Below are 15,061 nucleotides of genomic sequence, written 5' to 3'. Positions count from 1 at the left end.
TACTACGAGGAAGGATTCATCCTTTCGAGAGAATCGGCAGCCGCCGCCCTCTGGACTCTGATAGGAGGTAGCTATGCCAAACGTGAAGCCATCAACTGTGCTCGGGCGCCAACTCGGCGATGAGCTCCGGCGATTCCGCGAAGCCGCCGGCCTCACCACCGCCATCGCGGCGGAGGCCCTGGACTGCACGAAGGGCAAGATCAGCCGCATAGAGAATGGCCATGTTCCCGTCCGTACGCCCGATCTTGTTGCACTGATGAAGGCCTACGGAGTGACGGACCAAGCTGCCCGTGAGCGCCTGGAGGCGCTGGCGCGCAGGGCCAACCGGCGTCGGCGCGACGGCTGGTGGCATCAGTACGCCGATGTGCTCAGCGACACCTACCGGGATCAGATCGAGATGGAAGCGATCTGCGACGGCATTCGCACGTATCAGGTGCAGCTGATCCCGGGGCTCCTCCAGACAGCCGAGTACGGACGCGCGGTGACGGTGGCGTCACGGGCCTGGCAGACACCCCAGGAGATCGACCAATTCGTGGAGGTCCGGCTCGCCAGGCAGCGGCGGCTCACCGACGACGCGCCCATGGAGTTGTGGGCAGTGCTTGCCGAAGGGGTACTTCGACAACGGGTGGGCGGGGCTGCCGTGATGCACGCCCAGCTGGAGCACCTGGCCGTCATGGCCGAGCTCCCCAACGTCACCGTCCAGGTCCTGCCATTCGAACGCGGGGCGCATTCAGGTATGTTCGGTCCGTACCTGCTGCTCAGCTTTCCGCAGGTTTCCTCCCTCGACCTGGCACTGTCGGAGACTCCGACCGGCAACATCTGGACGGAACGGGAGCCCGAAGTCGCCCGCTACCGCGCCCTTTTCGACGACGCGCGCACCGCAGCACTGCCGCAGACGGAATCGCTCGCATTGATCCATCGCATCGCCAAGGAGCATCAGCAATGACACCTGCCATAGGTCCAGCGCCTGACCTGACCCAGGCGGCGTGGCGCACAAGCAGCTACAGCGGCGGCCAGGGCGACTGCGTCGAGGCCGCCACCAACCTCCCCCACCTCGTCCCCGTCCGCGACAGCAAGCGCCCCGCCGGGCCCGTGATCGGGTTCGGGCGGGGCGCGTGGCAGGCGTTCGTGAGGGATCTCGGGTAGTCCTCGCTTTATCGGGTACGGGGTCGCTCCGCCTCGGCAGGGCGTCCGGATTGACTCTGTTCGGGGCTTCATGGATGGTAATCCGACCGGGTTCGCATCGAAGTCCGGATTGCTCAACGGCTGGGGGGCTGACGTGAGTTGGGACGATCAGAGTTTTGATGGCGGGGCCGGTTCCGCTTCACCGCCGCCCGGATTCGCTTCACCGCCAAACGGATTCGCTTCACCTCCTCCCCCGCCTCCGGCGCAGCCGCCCGTGGTCGGGCCGCCGCCGCCCGGGGGTGGGATGCGGTCCGTGGCCGTGGCGTTGCTCAATCTGAGCGGGTTCGGGCTCGGTTATGCGCTGATGCGGTGCTGGGTCCGGGTGGCGTTGTGCTGGGTCGCGACCGGTGCGCTGTTGTGGGCCGTGCTGCCGGCCGATCCCGACGGGGCCGCCGGTGGGGTGGTCGTCGCGTATCTCGTCGCACTGGTCCTGGCGGCCGTGGACGGGGCGCGGCTCGCTCGGCGTCGGGCGGTCGGCGGGTCGTGGCGGCCGGTGGTGGCGGCGGGGGCCGGTCTGGTGCTGCTGGCGGTGCCCGCCGGGGGTGTGGTGACCTACGGCTCCGCGCAGGACGAGGCCGTGGAGCAGATGCTGCTCGACCGGCTGGACCGGGGCGACCGGAGTGTCGAGGCCGCTTCCGGCAAGCCCTTCGCCGCCGCGCGGGGCGACTACCGGGCGGCGCTCGACATCTACCGGGGGCTCGGCGAGAAGCATGCCGGGTCGCGGGCCGGGAGGCTCGTGCCGCAGCGGCTCGACGTGTACTACAAGGCGGTCTCGGCGCCGTACCGGCAGAAGAAGCACTGCGAGGCCATCGAGCCGCTGACCTACCTGCGGACCGTGCCCCGGTCGATCGACCCGAAGCTGCTGGGCGATCTCGCCGGTTACCCCGACGGGCCGCTCGCCACCTCGCTGTACGAGTGCGGGGTGTCGAAGCTGGGCGCCGTGCCGACCGGTGGCAGGGAGAGCGACGAACTGGGCGAGCTGCTGCGTACGTTCCCCGAATCGGCGCAGGCCAAGCAGGTGGCGCCCGCCGTCTCCAGGAAGATCTCGGAGCAGAACCGGGCCGTGCGCGGGAGCGACCCCTGCTCCGCCAGGGACGCGCTGCGCCGGCTCCGTACGACCGCCCTCTCGATGCCGGACAAGTCCGTCTCGGCGCTGGCGCCGAAGGCCGGCGGCGGCATCCAGAACGGCGAATACGCCTGCGGGGTCGCCCAGTTCGAGGCCAAGCGGTTCAGCGAGGCAAAGCTGACGCTGACGGAGTTCGCCGCCTCGTACAAGAAGGACAAGCGCGGGGCGCGGGCCCGGGACATCGCCATCGCCGCCGAGATCGCCGACACCCGGGCGGCGGCCGGCAAGCACCTGCCGCCCTCGGGCCGGCCCGGCGGGGCCCGGATGCAGCTGGTCATCAGCAACGACGCCCCGGACGGGGTCGAGATCCTGTACACCGGGCCGGTCACCGGGAAGACCAGCATCAAGGGGTGCGGCAGCTGTGAGACGCACTCCGGGCTGACCGCCTCCCTGTCGGCCTGCAAGGCCAAGGGGAAGAGCTATCCGCAGGTGACGCTCTGGCTGCCCGCGGGCGAGTACCACTTCCTGTACAAGCACCGGGGCGGCTCGTCCCGCACGGTTGTCAGCAGTTACGCGGACGGGTCGAAGATCCAGCCCGGGTATCGGTACACCGGCTGTACGTATGTGACCAGTTCGCCCTCGTTCGGCGTCGGCCCGGCGGACTCGGTCTCGAACACCTGAGGGTTCGACAAGGGCATAATTCCGCAGATTCTCAGCGAACTTCCCTGGGCGGTAGCGCACTTGGTCGATTCTTGGTCAGTACATGCCCCTTAGATGAGGCGTTCCTCGCCAGAGTGGCGCATTACATGTGCACACCATCCGGCACATGTAATCCACACGCGTAGACCCACATCGCAGGGGGTTATATGAGAACCAGCCGCGCGAGAAGTCGCGCCGCGCTGAGCTTGGCAGCGACACTGCCACTGCTGGCCGGTGCGCTCGCCCTCGGGATACCGAACGCCAGCGCGGACTCCGCGCCGAGCGGGCGAGACGCGCTGCAGGGCACCAAGCCCGCCTGGGCGACAGCCGGGGCGGACCGGGGGGCCACCTCCGACAACGGCAAGGTCAGCGTCCGGGTCCATCTGGCCGGGCGGGACGCGAAGGGGCTGGCCGCCTACGCCGCCGCCGTGTCCGACCCGCAGTCCGCTTCGTACGGGAAGTACCTGAGCGCCGAGCAGGCGCAGGCCCGGTTCGGTGCGACCCAGGAGCAGATCGACCAGGTCGGCACGTGGCTGAAGTCGAACGGGCTGACCGTCACCGGCGCCAACCGGCACTACGTCTCGGCCACCGGTGATGTCGCTGCCGCCGAGAAGACGTTCGGCACCCAGCTGCGCAACTACCGCAAGGGCAGCCGGACCTACCGCGCCCCGGCCTCCACCGCCTCCGTGCCCGCCGCGCTGAGCGACGCCGTTCTCGCTGTCTCCGGCCTGGACAACGCGCCGCACAAGTCGAGCCACGACGAGGCGCTGCCGCCGCCGGACGCGGTGTTCCGCAACTCCGGCCCCTTCTCCTCGTACTACGGCTCGAAGACCGCGTCGACGCTGCCGAGCGCCTACGGGGCGAAGGCGACGTACGCCGTCAAGGGGTACACCGGCAAGCAGCTGCGCGCCGCCTACGGTGCGGGACGCCGGACCGGGAAGGGCGTCACCGTCGCGATCACCGACGCGTACGCCTCGCCGACCATCGCGAAGGACGCCGCCGAGTACGCCAGGCGCAACGGCGACGCGCCCTACCGTCGCGGGCAGTTCAGCCAGGTGCTGCCGGACGACTACACGAAGACCGAGGAGTGCGGGGCCTCCGGCTGGTACGGCGAGGAGACCCTCGACGTGGAGGCCGTGCACGCGGTCGCGCCCGCCGCCGACATCGTGTACGTGGGCGGCGCCTCCTGCTACGACGCCGATCTGCTGGACTCGCTGAACAAGGTCGTCGACCACCGGCTCGCCGACATCGTCTCCAACTCCTGGGGCGACGTCGAGGCCAATGAGACGCCGGACGTCGCGGCCGCGTACGACCAGGTCTTCAAGATGGGCGCGATCGAGGGCATCGGCTTCTACTTCTCCTCCGGCGACGACGGCGACAACGTCGCGTCGACGGGCACGAAGCAGATCGACGTACCGTCCAACTCCGCCTGGGTGACCTCCGTCGGCGGCACCGCGCTGGCGGTCGGCAAGCACGACAAGTACCAGTGGGAGACCGGCTGGGGCACGCTCAAGTCGAGCCTCTCCGAGGACGGGAAGAGCTGGGACGGCTTCCCGGGCGCGTACACCTCCGGCGCGGGCGGCGGCACCAGCTCGTCCGTGAAGCAGCCGTTCTACCAGCGCGGTATCGTGCCCGACTCGCTCGCGCGGGCGAACGGGAAGCAGCGGATGCGCACGGCCCCGGACATCGCGGCCGTCGCCGACCCGAACACCGGCTTCCTGGTCGGCCAGACCCAGACGCTGCCCGACGGCTCACTCGGCTACGACGAGTACCGCATCGGCGGTACGTCCCTGGCCGCGCCGGTCATCGCCGGTGTCCAGGCGCTCGCCCAGCAGGCCAGGCACGGGCTGCCGATCGGCTTCGCCAACCCGGCGATCTACGCCCGGTACGACTCGAAGGCGTACCACGACGTCACCGACCACCCGCTGGGCCCGAACCGTGATCTCGCGGTGGTCCGGGTCGACTTCGCCAACGGCGTGGACGCGGCGGACGGCCTGCTGTCGTCGCTGCGCGGCCTCGGCAAGGACGCCTCGCTGAAGGCGGTCAAGGGGTACGACGACGTGACGGGTGTCGGGACTCCGGCGGCCGGTTATGTGGACTCGTACCGCTTCCCGTTCCGCAGGCACTGAGCCACCGGTCCGGTGTCGACGGCCGCCCCGGGGCCTGGCCCCCGGGGCGGCCGTCGGCCGTGTGCGCGCCCGCCGAGGAGGCGTCCCGCCTCAGGCCGAGGCGCGCTTGCGGGGGGCCGACTTCTTCGTCGCCTGCTTCGGGTCCGACTTACCGGTGGTCTTCTTCGCCGACGTCCTGGCGGCCGACTTCTTCGTCGAACGTGCGGCGGTCTTCTTGGCGGGTGCCCGGCTCGACGCGGACTTCTTCGTGGCGGCGGCCGTCTTCTTGCCGGCCGCCGCGGCCTTCTTCTTCGCCCCCGTTCCGCCGGACTTCTTGCGGCCGGCGAGGGAGGTGACCTCGGCCCCGGGGCTGTCCGTCGGCTCCTCCTCGGCACCCGGCTCCTCGCCCCGGGCCTCCTTCGCCGCCCGGACGCTGCTCTCCAGGGCCGCGATCAGGTCGATGACCTTGCCACCCGAGTCGTCCGCCTCCGCCGGCTCCAGGGTCCGGCCCTCCGCCTTCGCCGCGATGAGTTCCTCGACCGCTTCGCGGTAGTCGTCGTGGAGCGAGTCCATGTCGACCTCGCCGAGGGTGTCCATCAGCGCGTCGGCCAGGTCGAGTTCGGTGTCGCGGACCGTGACCTCGGTCTCCGGGGCGACGCCCTCGGGGCTGCGGATCTCGTCCGGCCAGAGCAGACCGTGCATGGCGATCACATCGTCGACCACCCGCAGCATGCCGAGCCGTTCGCGACCGCGCAGCGCGTACTTCGCCACGGCGACCTTCCGGCTCCGCTTCAGCGCCTCACGGAGCAGGGTGTACGGCTTGGCCGCCGGGACCCCGTTGGCGGAGAGGTAGTACGCCGCGTCCATCTGGAGCGGGTCGATCGAGGCGGCCGGCACGAAGGCCACGATCTCGATCGTCTTGGCCGTGGGCAGGGGGAGCGCGCCGAGGTCCTCGTCGGTGATCGGGATCATCGAACCGTCGGCCTCCTCGTACGCCTTTCCGATCTCGGCGGCGGTGACCTCCTGCTCGTCGATCTCGCAGACCTTCCGGTAGCGGATCCGGCCGCCGTCGGCGAGGTGGATCTGACGGAAGGAGATCGAGTGGTTCTCGGTGGCGTTGACCAGCTTGATGGGGATGCTGACCAGCCCGAAGGAGATGGCGCCGTTCCATATGGACCTCACCGTTCACCCCTTGTGTCCGTACAGATACCTGTAGGTCCGTAAATCATGTGATTCTTATCGTATGACGCCGATCACGGAGGTGGAGGGGCGGCGGCTGGCGCTCAGCAATCTCGACAAGGTGCTGTATCCGGCCACCGGAACCACCAAGGGCGAGGTGCTGCACTACTACGCGGCCACTGCCGCGGGGCCCCTGCTGACCCATCTGGACAACCGGCCCGTGTCCTTTCTGCGCTATCCGGACGGGCCGGACGGGCAGCGTTTCTTCACCAAGAATCCGCCGCCGGGTACGCCGTCCTGGGTACGGACCACCCCGGTGCCACACCACGAGGACAGGAAGGCCAGACAGGTGGTCGTGCGGGATCTGGCCTCGCTGATGTGGGCGGCCAATCTGGTGGTGGAGTTCCACACCCCGCAGTGGCGGGCCGACGCGCCCGGGATCGCCGACCGGATGGTGTTCGACCTGGACCCGGGCGCGCCCGCGACCGTCGTGGAGTGCTGTGCGGTGGCGGTGTGGCTGCGCGAGCGGCTGGCGGCGGACGGGCTCCGCGCGTACGGGAAGACGTCCGGGTCGAAGGGGCTGCATCTGCTCGTACCGCTGGAGCCGACCCCCGCCGATCGGGTGTCGGCCTACGCGAAGGGGCTGGCCGTCCAGGCGGAACGGGAACTCCCGGACCTGGTCGTGCACCGGATGAAGCGGGCACTGCGGCCGGGGAAGGTGTTCGTCGACTTCAGCCAGAACGCGGCGGCGAAGACCACCGCCACCCCCTACACGCTCCGCGCCCGGCCCGAGCCGACCGTCTCCGCGCCGGTCACCTGGGCGGAGATCGAGGAGTGCCGGACCCCCGGGGAGCTGGTCTTCCTGGCCGACGGGATGGGCGCGCGACTGGAGCGGTACGGGGATCTGCTCGGGCCACTGGCCGATCCGGACGAGGCCGGACGCCTGCCGGACGCGCGGTAGGCCGGCTACAGGGCTGCCCGGGATCTTTTCTGTCGCTCCGTCACCGGACGTGACCGTTTCGCGTCGGTCCACCGATAGCGTATGACAAGGTCCTTTGTCATGCTCGCCAGGAAAAGACCGCATGTGGAGGGCGGATCGTCCGACCTGTGGTGCACACTCCTCGCAGACACTGCTTCGTTGAAATGCGTGGGGAGGCGATGGGGTGTTCGCAGGGATCGATGAGGTCGACTGGGCCTCGATGGAGCACGCCTACGGGCCGGCCGGTGATGTGCCTGCGATGCTGCGGGGTCTCGCGTCCGCCGATACGGCGGAGCGCGAGGCGGCGCTGGACGGGATGTACGGGGCGGTTCACCACCAGGGTGACGTGTACGCCTGCACGCTGGCCAGCATTCCTTTTCTCTTCGAGCTGGTCGCGGATCCGGGGATCCAGGACCGGGGCAGCATCGTCGAGCTGCTCACCAGCATCGGTGGTATCGATCTGGACGAGGACGACGAGGACGAGATCGACGAGGACGAGATCGAGGGCGCGGCCAACTACGCGATGGCGGCGACCGCCGTCACCGCGGGCGCCGGGGTGTTCTTCGAGCTGATGGCCGACGAGGACCCGGGGGTACGGCTCTGCGCGCCCCTGGCGCTCGCCGCGCTCCACAGCCATCCGGAGCGGGTTCTCGCGCTGCTGCGGGAACGCCTGCCGATCGAGCCGGACGAGGAGGTGCGGCTCGCCCTGGTCGAGGCCGCGGGGCGGGTCGCCCTGCGCCACCGGATGCTGGCCGGGCAGGCGGCGGCGTGGCTGAGCCGGCTGGCCGGCGAAGGCTTCCCGCCGGGGCTGCGGCTGGCCGCGCTGGCCCAGCTGGCGCGGTGCGCACCGGACGCGCTGCCCGGCGATGTGGTGCGGGTGGTGACGGGGCTGCTGCGGCAGCTGCGTTCGATACCCGCGCGCAGGTCGGGGGCGGCACCGGCGGTGGACGCCCAGGCCGAGGCGGTCGCGGCCGTCGAGGCGTACCCGGACGCGGCCGGGGAGCCGCCCGCCGAGGAGCGGGTCGCGCCGGTGACCCTGGTGGGCCAGTTGCGGGCGCTGTCCGACGAGGAGGTCCCGGCGCCCGCGGCCCCGTGGACGGCGGATCTGCTGCGCACCCTGCACGTCGGGCTCGACGACCGGGTCGCCGAGCGGACGGCACTGCTGACGGATCAGCTGCGCAGCCCGGACCGCCGGCAGCGGATCGACGCGCTCCGGATGAGCAGCGGGCTGATCCGGGCCTGGCGTGGCTCGTACGAGGAGCTCGTCCGGCTGGTCGGTGAGCAGCTCGCCACCCCTGATCCACGGCTGGCCGAGGCGGCCTCGCACGTGCTGGAGGAGCTCTTCGGGCTCGCCGCGCCCGCCGCCGACGCGCTGGCGGCGCGGGTGGCGGCGGATCCCGGGGCCTGGGTGCAGGACTGGCCGAGCGGGCCGCCGGCGCTGGGCAGTGCGGTGAAGGCGCTGGCCCGGCTGGGCGACGCCCGTGCCGTGCCCGCGCTGGCCGCCGCGCTGGAGCGGCCCGAGGTGCCGCACGACGTGGGGTTCGCCATCGGCTATCTGGGGGCGGCGGCGGCCCCGCTGGCCGAGGTGCTTCGCCGCAGGCTGGGCGAGGTCCCGCTCGACGAGCGGGCGCACGACCGGGCGGGCCCGCTGCTCACCGGCCTGGCCGTGCTGCGGGCCGACGAGGCGCTGCCGGAGGTGCTGCGGGTGCTGCGCGGCGCACCGGAGCACCGGGGCGAGTGGCTGCGTACGGCGGCATTGCGGGCGCTCGGTTCGTTCGGGCCCGCGGCGCGCGGCGCCATACCGGAGCTGCGGGCGCTGCTGCGCAGTCCCGGGGCCACCTCGGTGACCGAGGTGGCGAAGGCCCTGTGGGCGGTCGAGGGGGATGCCGGCGCCGTGCTGCCGGTACTGATCGAGGGTCTGGGGGCGGAGCGTGTCCATGAGGTCCGGTCCGCGGTGAACGCGCTGGGCGGGCTCGGGGCGCGGGCCGCGGTGGTCGCGCCCCGGCTGCGGGCGCTGCTGGGGCACGAGGAGCAGTGGCTGCGGGTGGACGCGGCGGTCGCGCTGTGGGAGGTGTCCGGGCGGGCCGACGAGTCCGTGCCGGTGCTCCTGGCGGAGTGGGAGAAGAGTCGTCATGTGCGCGTCCGGGTGGCGGAAGGCCTGGCGCGGATGGGTGCCGCTGGTGCAGGGTCGGATGCGGCACGCGCGCTGCGCGCCGAACTCACCTCCGTACGCCGTCACAACGCGATGGACGGTGTGTTCGGCAGCCACGACGCATACGAGGACGAAAAGCTGCTGGCGCTCTGCCGGCAAGCGCTTCTGTGGAATACGGGGAAGGGACCCGCAACATGATCATTTTCGGTACGCGAGGTTATCTGTACCAACTGGCCATACTGACGCTGGTCTGCGGCTGGTGCGGCAATCCGGCCGCGCACACCCTGCGCAAGAGGGTCACCAAGTTCACACTGTTCTTCGTGCCGCTCTTCCCGTTCTCGACGAAGTTCGCGACCCAGTGCACGTTCTGCGGCGGGGAGCAGCAGATCCCGAAGGAGCAGGCCGAACAGCTGCTGGCCCAGCACGCGGCCTCGCAGCAGGGCAACCCGTACGGGCAGCCGCAGGGGCAGGCGGGGTACGCGCCGAACGGGCAGGGACAGAACCCCTACCAGAGCTGATCAGCGCCCCTGTCGATACCGAAACGAAAACTCTTATCCATACAAAATAGGCATAACAGACTTCCTTCCGAATAGGGTCGTGGGACCTGGACCTCCGGAAGGGAGGGAGTCATGCGTCCGCGTCGCCGGGTGCGGTGCCGCGCGGCGGCGGCCCTCGGGGCCGTCGTCGGCGTGGCGCTGCTGACCGGCTGCGGGAACGGCGGCGGGCTGCGGAGCGCCGGACCGACCCCCACCGCCGTCGGGCCCGCCCGGCTCTGGCCCGAGCTGCCGCCCGCCTCCGCCGCGCCGTACGACTACGGCGAGGGCGAGACCGCGCGCATCCCGGGGATCGAGGTGCCGGACGGCGATGTGCACCGGCTCGATCCGGTGGCGGTGGTGCGGGCCGGTCTGGCGGCCCGGCCCAACCGGTCCAGCGGCACGGCCGATCTCCCCGCCGACACCGTGAAGAAGATCAACGCCTGCCGGACCGAACCGGCTTCCTGTCCCGTGCTCCGGCCGTACTTCCGCGATCTGACGGGCGACGGCAGGGACGATCTGGTGCTCGGCATCCGGCTGGCCGACCACCAGCTCTCCGTGCGGGTCTACATGCCGGAGGCGGGCGGACTGACCCGGATCCTGTCCACCTCGGACGCCGTGATCAGCGTCGAGCTGGCCGGCCGGGACCTGATCATGCGGGTGCCGTCGGCGATCACGGGATACGAGTACCGCACCGCCTGGTCCTGGGACGCCCGGCAGCGCGCGATGCTGCCCACCCAGGACGAGATCCAGCGGATTCCGCCGTCCAGGGCGCCGCGCCCGCAGCTGACGAGCGCCCGGCCGACCGCCGCGCCCACCGGCCCCACCGCGACACCCTCCGCCGGGATCTCCGCGGAGCGCCGATGAGCCCGCCCGGCGCGGGCAGGCGCGGAACGGGGCGGCGCAGGCCGCGGATGCCTTCCTGGGCCGCGACGCTCACCTGGAAGTCGACCGTCTTCATCACCGTGATGTGCTGTGCGCTCGCCGCGCTGCTGGGCGTGCTGGTCCACACCAAGGTGACCCGCCAGACCGTCGGCCAGGCCCGCGAGAAGGCCCTGTCCCGGCTGGCGGACGTCACCACCGCGTACGAGACGGGCGAGGCGTTGCCGCCGGGTTCCGGGATCGATCCCCCGGGGCTGCCCGCCGCCCTGCGCGCCCTGGCCACGAGCGGCGAACGCGGCACGCTCGTCGGCGAGCACGACGGGCGCCCGGCCATGTGGGCGGCGGCTCCGGCCGACGGCCGCGCGCTGGCCACACAGGTGGACTACAGCCAGAGCGCCCGCACCATCGACAGTCTCGACGGGGCGATCGTCGGCTCCTCCCTGCTGGCCATCGGCGCCACCCTGCTGGTCGGCGCCTTCGCGGTCACCCGGGTCACCCGGCGGCTGCACCAGACGGCCCGGGTGGCCCGCCGGATCAGCGCGGGCGACCTCGACGCCCGCGTCCGCGACCCGCGTACGGCGGACCCCTCGCGCCCGCAGGACGAGGTCGCGATCGTCGCCGGCGCGCTGGACACGATGGCGTCCACGCTCCAGCGCAAACTCCAGACGGAGCAGCGTTTCACCGCCGATGTGGCGCACGAGCTCCGCACCCCGCTGACCGGTCTCTCGGCCGCCGCCGAACTGCTGCCCCCGGGGCGGCCGTCCGAGCTGGTGCGGGACCGGGTCCGGACCATGCGGGCGCTGACGGAGGATCTGCTGGAGATCTCCCGGCTCGACGCCCGCACGGAAGCGGTCGACCTCGATGTGTACGAACTGGTGCCGCTCGTCGAGCGGGTGGTGCGCGCGTCCGGGACCGGCACCACGATCCGGGTCGGGGAACCGGCGAGAGCCGCACACGTACGCGTCGAGACCGACCTGCGGCGCCTGGAGCGGGTGCTGGGCAATCTGATCACCAATGCGCACAGGCACGGCCGGCCTCCGGTGGTGCTGACGGTCGACGGCCCGGTGGTGACCGTACGCGACCACGGCCCGGGATTCCCGGACTATCTGCTGGACAACGGCCCGCAGCGCTTCCGTACCGAGGGCAGCGGCAAGGGGCACGGTCTCGGGCTCACCATCGCCGCCGGGCAGGCCGCGGTGATCGGCGCCGGCCTGGTGTTCCGCAACGCCCCGGACGGCGGGGCGGTGGCCCGGGTCACGCTGCCCGAGTACCCGGCACCGGACGGCGGGGCGCCGGAAACCCGGAGCGCCCCGAAGTCCGGTCCGCATCACCGGGAGTGAGGGGACGTCGGACGCCGGGTGGACGTCCGGCATCATGCCGTCGGACATACCTGCTACGACATAAGGGAAATACACACCAGCTCTTGCTACGTTGCCTGGCATGACCGCAACGACGGCGGACGCACCCCCGCCCGATCTACGTCTGCCCAAGCGGCGCGGAGTCGAGCTGCTGCTCCTCATCGGGGCCGTCCTCATCTCCGTCTACGGCTACGCCGCCGTCGGCCTGGCCAAGAACGGCGCGGTCCCGCCCGATGTGGCCGGTTACGGCGCGGGCCTGGGGCTGCTGGCCCTCCTCGCGCATCTCGCGGTCCGCCTCCGCGCCCCGTACGCCGATCCGCTGCTGCTGCCCATCGCCGTACTGCTCAACGGGCTCGGCCTGGTGCTGATCTACCGACTCGACCTGGAGACCCCGAAGGACCAGGCGGCTCCCGCCCAGCTGGTCTGGTCCACGCTCGGTGTGGCGCTGTTCATCGCAGTGGTCGTCCTCCTGCGCGACCACCGGGTGCTCCAGCGGTACGCGTACCTCTCGGTCGCCACCGCACTGGTCCTGATGATCGTGCCGATCTTCTTCCCCGCGGTGAACGGCGCCAAGATCTGGATCCGGGTCGGCGGATTCTCCTTCCAGCCGGGCGAGTTCGCCAAGATCCTGCTCGCCGTGTTCTTCGCCGCGTATCTCGCCGCGAACCGCAACGCGCTCGCCTACACCGGCCGCCGGTTCTGGAAGCTCCAGCTGCCCACCGGCCGGGTGCTCGGTCCGATCGTGGCGATCTGGCTGCTCAGCGTCGGCGTGCTGGTCCTGGAACGCGATCTGGGCACCTCGCTGCTCTTCTTCGGCCTCTTCGTGATCATGCTGTACGTGGCCACCGGCCGGACCGGATGGATCGCGGTGGGCCTGCTGCTCGCCGCGGTCGGCGCGTTCGTCGTCGGCTCCTTCGAACCGCATGTGCACAGCCGGGTCCAGGACTGGCTCGACCCGTTCGCCTCCATCGACGCCGGTCAGGGCCCCGGCCAGCTGGCCCAGTCGCTGTTCGCGTTCGCCGCGGGCGGGATGCTCGGCGCGGGGCTCGGCCTCGGCCACTCCATCCTCATCGGTTTCGCCGCCAAGTCGGACTTCATCCTGGCGACGGCGGGCGAGGAGCTCGGGCTGGCCGGGCTGACCGCGATCTTCCTGCTGTACGCGCTGCTGGTGGCCCGCGGCTACCGGGCCGGCCTCGCCCTGCGCGACCCCTTCGGGCGGTTGCTCTCGATCGGTCTCGCCTCGATCCTGGCGCTGCAGGTGTTCGTGATCGCGGGCGGGGTGATGGGGCTGATCCCGCTGACCGGCATGGCGATGCCGTTCCTCGCCCAGGGCGGTTCGTCCGTCGTCACCAACTGGATCATCGTGGCGCTGCTGATCCGGGTCAGCGACCAGGCCCGCAGACCGCAGCCGGGCCAGGTGGAGACCGGGATCATCGCGCCGATCACGGAGGCCGAGCAGTGATCCGCTACATCCGCCGGGCCGCGGCGCTCTGTCTGGTGCTGCTCGTGGCGCTGCTGCTGAACGCCGCCCGCATCCAGGTCTTCGAGGCCGACAGCCTGGACAGGAATCCCGCCAACCGCCGTCTGACGATCGCCCGCTACGACCAGCCGCGCGGCAACATCCTGGTCGGCGGCAAGTCCGTGACCGGTTCGAAGGACACCGGCGAGCAGCTCACGTACGAGCGCACGTACCGCGAAGGCCCGCTGTACGCGCCGGTGACGGGCTACGCCTCGCAGACGTACGGCACGACCCTGATCGAGAACGCCGAGGACGGCATTCTCTCCGGCACCGACTCCATGCTCGCCCCGCTCCCGCTGTGGAACGAGATCACCCGTGGTCGGCAGCCCGGCGGCAATGTCGTCACGACCGTCAAGGACTCGATGCAGCGCGCCGCCTACGAAGGGCTCGGCGGGCGAAGGGGTGCGGTCGCCGCCGTCGAACCGTCCACCGGGAAGATCCTGGCGCTGGTCTCGACCCCCTCGTACGATCCCGGGCAGCTCTCGGGCACCGGTTCGTCCGTCACCGACGCGTGGGCGCGGCTGAACGCGTCGAAGAGCCAGCCGATGCTCAACCGGGCGATCCGGCAGACCTATCCGCCGGGCTCCACCTTCAAGATCGTGACGGCGGCGGCGGCGCTCGACGCGGAGGTCGTCACCGATCCCGACGCGGACACCGGCACCCCGTCCCCGTACGTGCTGCCGGGTACGTCGACCACGCTGCCCAATGAGGCGCGGGGCTGCGAGCAGGCCTCACTCGCCGAGGCGATCCGGGTCTCCTGCAACACCGTGATGGCGGACCTGGGGGTGCGGGTCGGGCTCGACGGCATGGTGGACGCGGTGCGGAAGTTCGGCTTCAACGACACCGGGCTGAAGATCCCCTCGGGGGTCGCGAAGAGCAACTTCGACACCGAGATGACCAAGGACCAGCTGGCGCTGTCGTCGATCGGGCAGTTCGACACGACGGCGACACCGCTCCAGATGGCGATGGTGGCGTCCGCCGTGGCCAACGGGGGCGACCTCAAGTACCCGTATCTGGTGGACCGTACGACCACGCACAACGGCTCGACCGTCCACCAGAACGGCTCGCACACCTACCACCGGGCGATGAACCCGCGGACGGCGACGCAGCTGCGGGAGATGATGGTCGACGTCGTGGAGAACGGCACCGGGTCCAACGCCGCGATCGACGGGGTGACGGTCGGCGGCAAGACCGGCACCGCGCAGCACGGCATCGACAACTCGGGCCGGCCGTACGCCTGGTTCATCTCCTGGGCCCGGTCGCCCCGCTCGGGACAGCCGGCCGTCGCGGTCGCCGTGGTCGTCGAGGACGCCGCGGCGAACCGGGCGGACATCAGCGGCGGCGGCAGCGCGGCCCCGATCGCCCGTTCCGTCATGGCGGCGGCCCTGCAAGACTGACCGG

General features: G+C 71.2%; 12 protein-coding genes. 11 read left to right on the top strand and 1 reads right to left on the bottom strand.

Annotated elements, in window-relative coordinates; genetic code table 11:
- The first annotated feature begins 73 nt into the window (after positions 1-73).
- The 4 genes from ACFVX4_RS22300 (at position 74) to ACFVX4_RS22285 (ending at position 5,079) form a co-directional block, all read left to right on the top strand.
- Positions 74-946 (top strand): helix-turn-helix domain-containing protein, encoded by an 873-nt coding sequence (locus ACFVX4_RS22300; protein WP_389980086.1) that lies wholly within the window; start codon positions 74-76, stop codon positions 944-946.
- Positions 943-1,146 carry a DUF397 domain-containing protein gene (locus ACFVX4_RS22295; protein ID WP_389980083.1) on the top strand — a complete coding sequence of 68 codons (204 nt, stop codon included), beginning with the start codon at positions 943-945 and terminating at the stop codon, positions 1,144-1,146. The genes ACFVX4_RS22300 and ACFVX4_RS22295 overlap by 4 nt, the downstream gene beginning before the upstream one ends.
- 283 nt (positions 1,147-1,429) lie before the next feature.
- Positions 1,430-2,932 (top strand): hypothetical protein, encoded by a 1,503-nt coding sequence (locus tag ACFVX4_RS22290; RefSeq protein ID WP_389980080.1) that lies wholly within the window; start codon positions 1,430-1,432, stop codon positions 2,930-2,932.
- Between the two features lie 185 nt (positions 2,933-3,117).
- Positions 3,118-5,079, top strand: coding sequence for a protease pro-enzyme activation domain-containing protein (locus ACFVX4_RS22285; RefSeq protein ID WP_389980077.1), 1,962 nt, complete (start codon positions 3,118-3,120; stop codon positions 5,077-5,079).
- Between the two features lie 90 nt (positions 5,080-5,169).
- Here the strand turns inward: ACFVX4_RS22285 and ACFVX4_RS22280 are convergent, their stop codons facing one another.
- Positions 5,170-6,240, bottom strand: a complete 1,071-nt coding sequence (locus ACFVX4_RS22280) for a Ku protein (RefSeq protein ID WP_389980074.1) — start codon at positions 6,238-6,240, stop codon at positions 5,170-5,172.
- A gap of 61 nt (positions 6,241-6,301) precedes the next feature.
- Here ACFVX4_RS22280 and ligD point away from each other — a divergent pair, with 61 nt between their 5' ends.
- The 7 genes from ligD (at position 6,302) to ACFVX4_RS22245 (ending at position 15,057) form a co-directional block, all read left to right on the top strand.
- Positions 6,302-7,198, top strand: coding sequence for a non-homologous end-joining DNA ligase (ligD, locus tag ACFVX4_RS22275; RefSeq protein WP_389980071.1), 897 nt, complete (start codon positions 6,302-6,304; stop codon positions 7,196-7,198).
- Positions 7,199-7,400: 202 nt separating this feature from the next.
- Positions 7,401-9,566, top strand: coding sequence for a HEAT repeat domain-containing protein (locus ACFVX4_RS22270; RefSeq protein WP_389980068.1), 2,166 nt, complete (start codon positions 7,401-7,403; stop codon positions 9,564-9,566).
- Positions 9,563-9,886, top strand: coding sequence for a zinc-ribbon domain-containing protein (locus ACFVX4_RS22265; RefSeq protein ID WP_385329537.1), 324 nt, complete (start codon positions 9,563-9,565; stop codon positions 9,884-9,886). The genes ACFVX4_RS22270 and ACFVX4_RS22265 overlap by 4 nt, the downstream gene beginning before the upstream one ends.
- 111 nt (positions 9,887-9,997) lie before the next feature.
- Entirely contained in the window at positions 9,998-10,768 is a 771-nt protein-coding gene (locus ACFVX4_RS22260) for a hypothetical protein (RefSeq protein ID WP_389980065.1), read from the top strand.
- A complete protein-coding gene (locus tag ACFVX4_RS22255) occupies positions 10,765-12,123 on the top strand; it encodes an ATP-binding protein (protein WP_389980063.1) in 1,359 nt (452 codons plus the stop codon). Before ACFVX4_RS22260 ends, ACFVX4_RS22255 begins: the two co-directional genes overlap by 4 nt.
- Before the next feature lie 100 nt (positions 12,124-12,223).
- Complete coding sequence (locus ACFVX4_RS22250; RefSeq protein ID WP_389980061.1) at positions 12,224-13,603, top strand: FtsW/RodA/SpoVE family cell cycle protein; 1,380 nt, start codon at positions 12,224-12,226, stop codon at positions 13,601-13,603.
- Positions 13,600-15,057 (top strand): penicillin-binding transpeptidase domain-containing protein, encoded by a 1,458-nt coding sequence (locus ACFVX4_RS22245; protein WP_389980059.1) that lies wholly within the window; start codon positions 13,600-13,602, stop codon positions 15,055-15,057. The genes ACFVX4_RS22250 and ACFVX4_RS22245 overlap by 4 nt, the downstream gene beginning before the upstream one ends.
- The last annotated feature ends 4 nt before the right edge of the window (positions 15,058-15,061 follow it).

The sequence above is a fragment of the Streptomyces sp. NPDC058240 genome, assembly GCF_042882135.1.
Classification (GTDB): Bacteria; Actinomycetota; Actinomycetes; order Streptomycetales; family Streptomycetaceae; genus Streptomyces.
The sequence above is the reverse complement of the archived record's forward strand: the minus strand, read 5'-3'. Positions and strand labels throughout refer to the sequence as shown.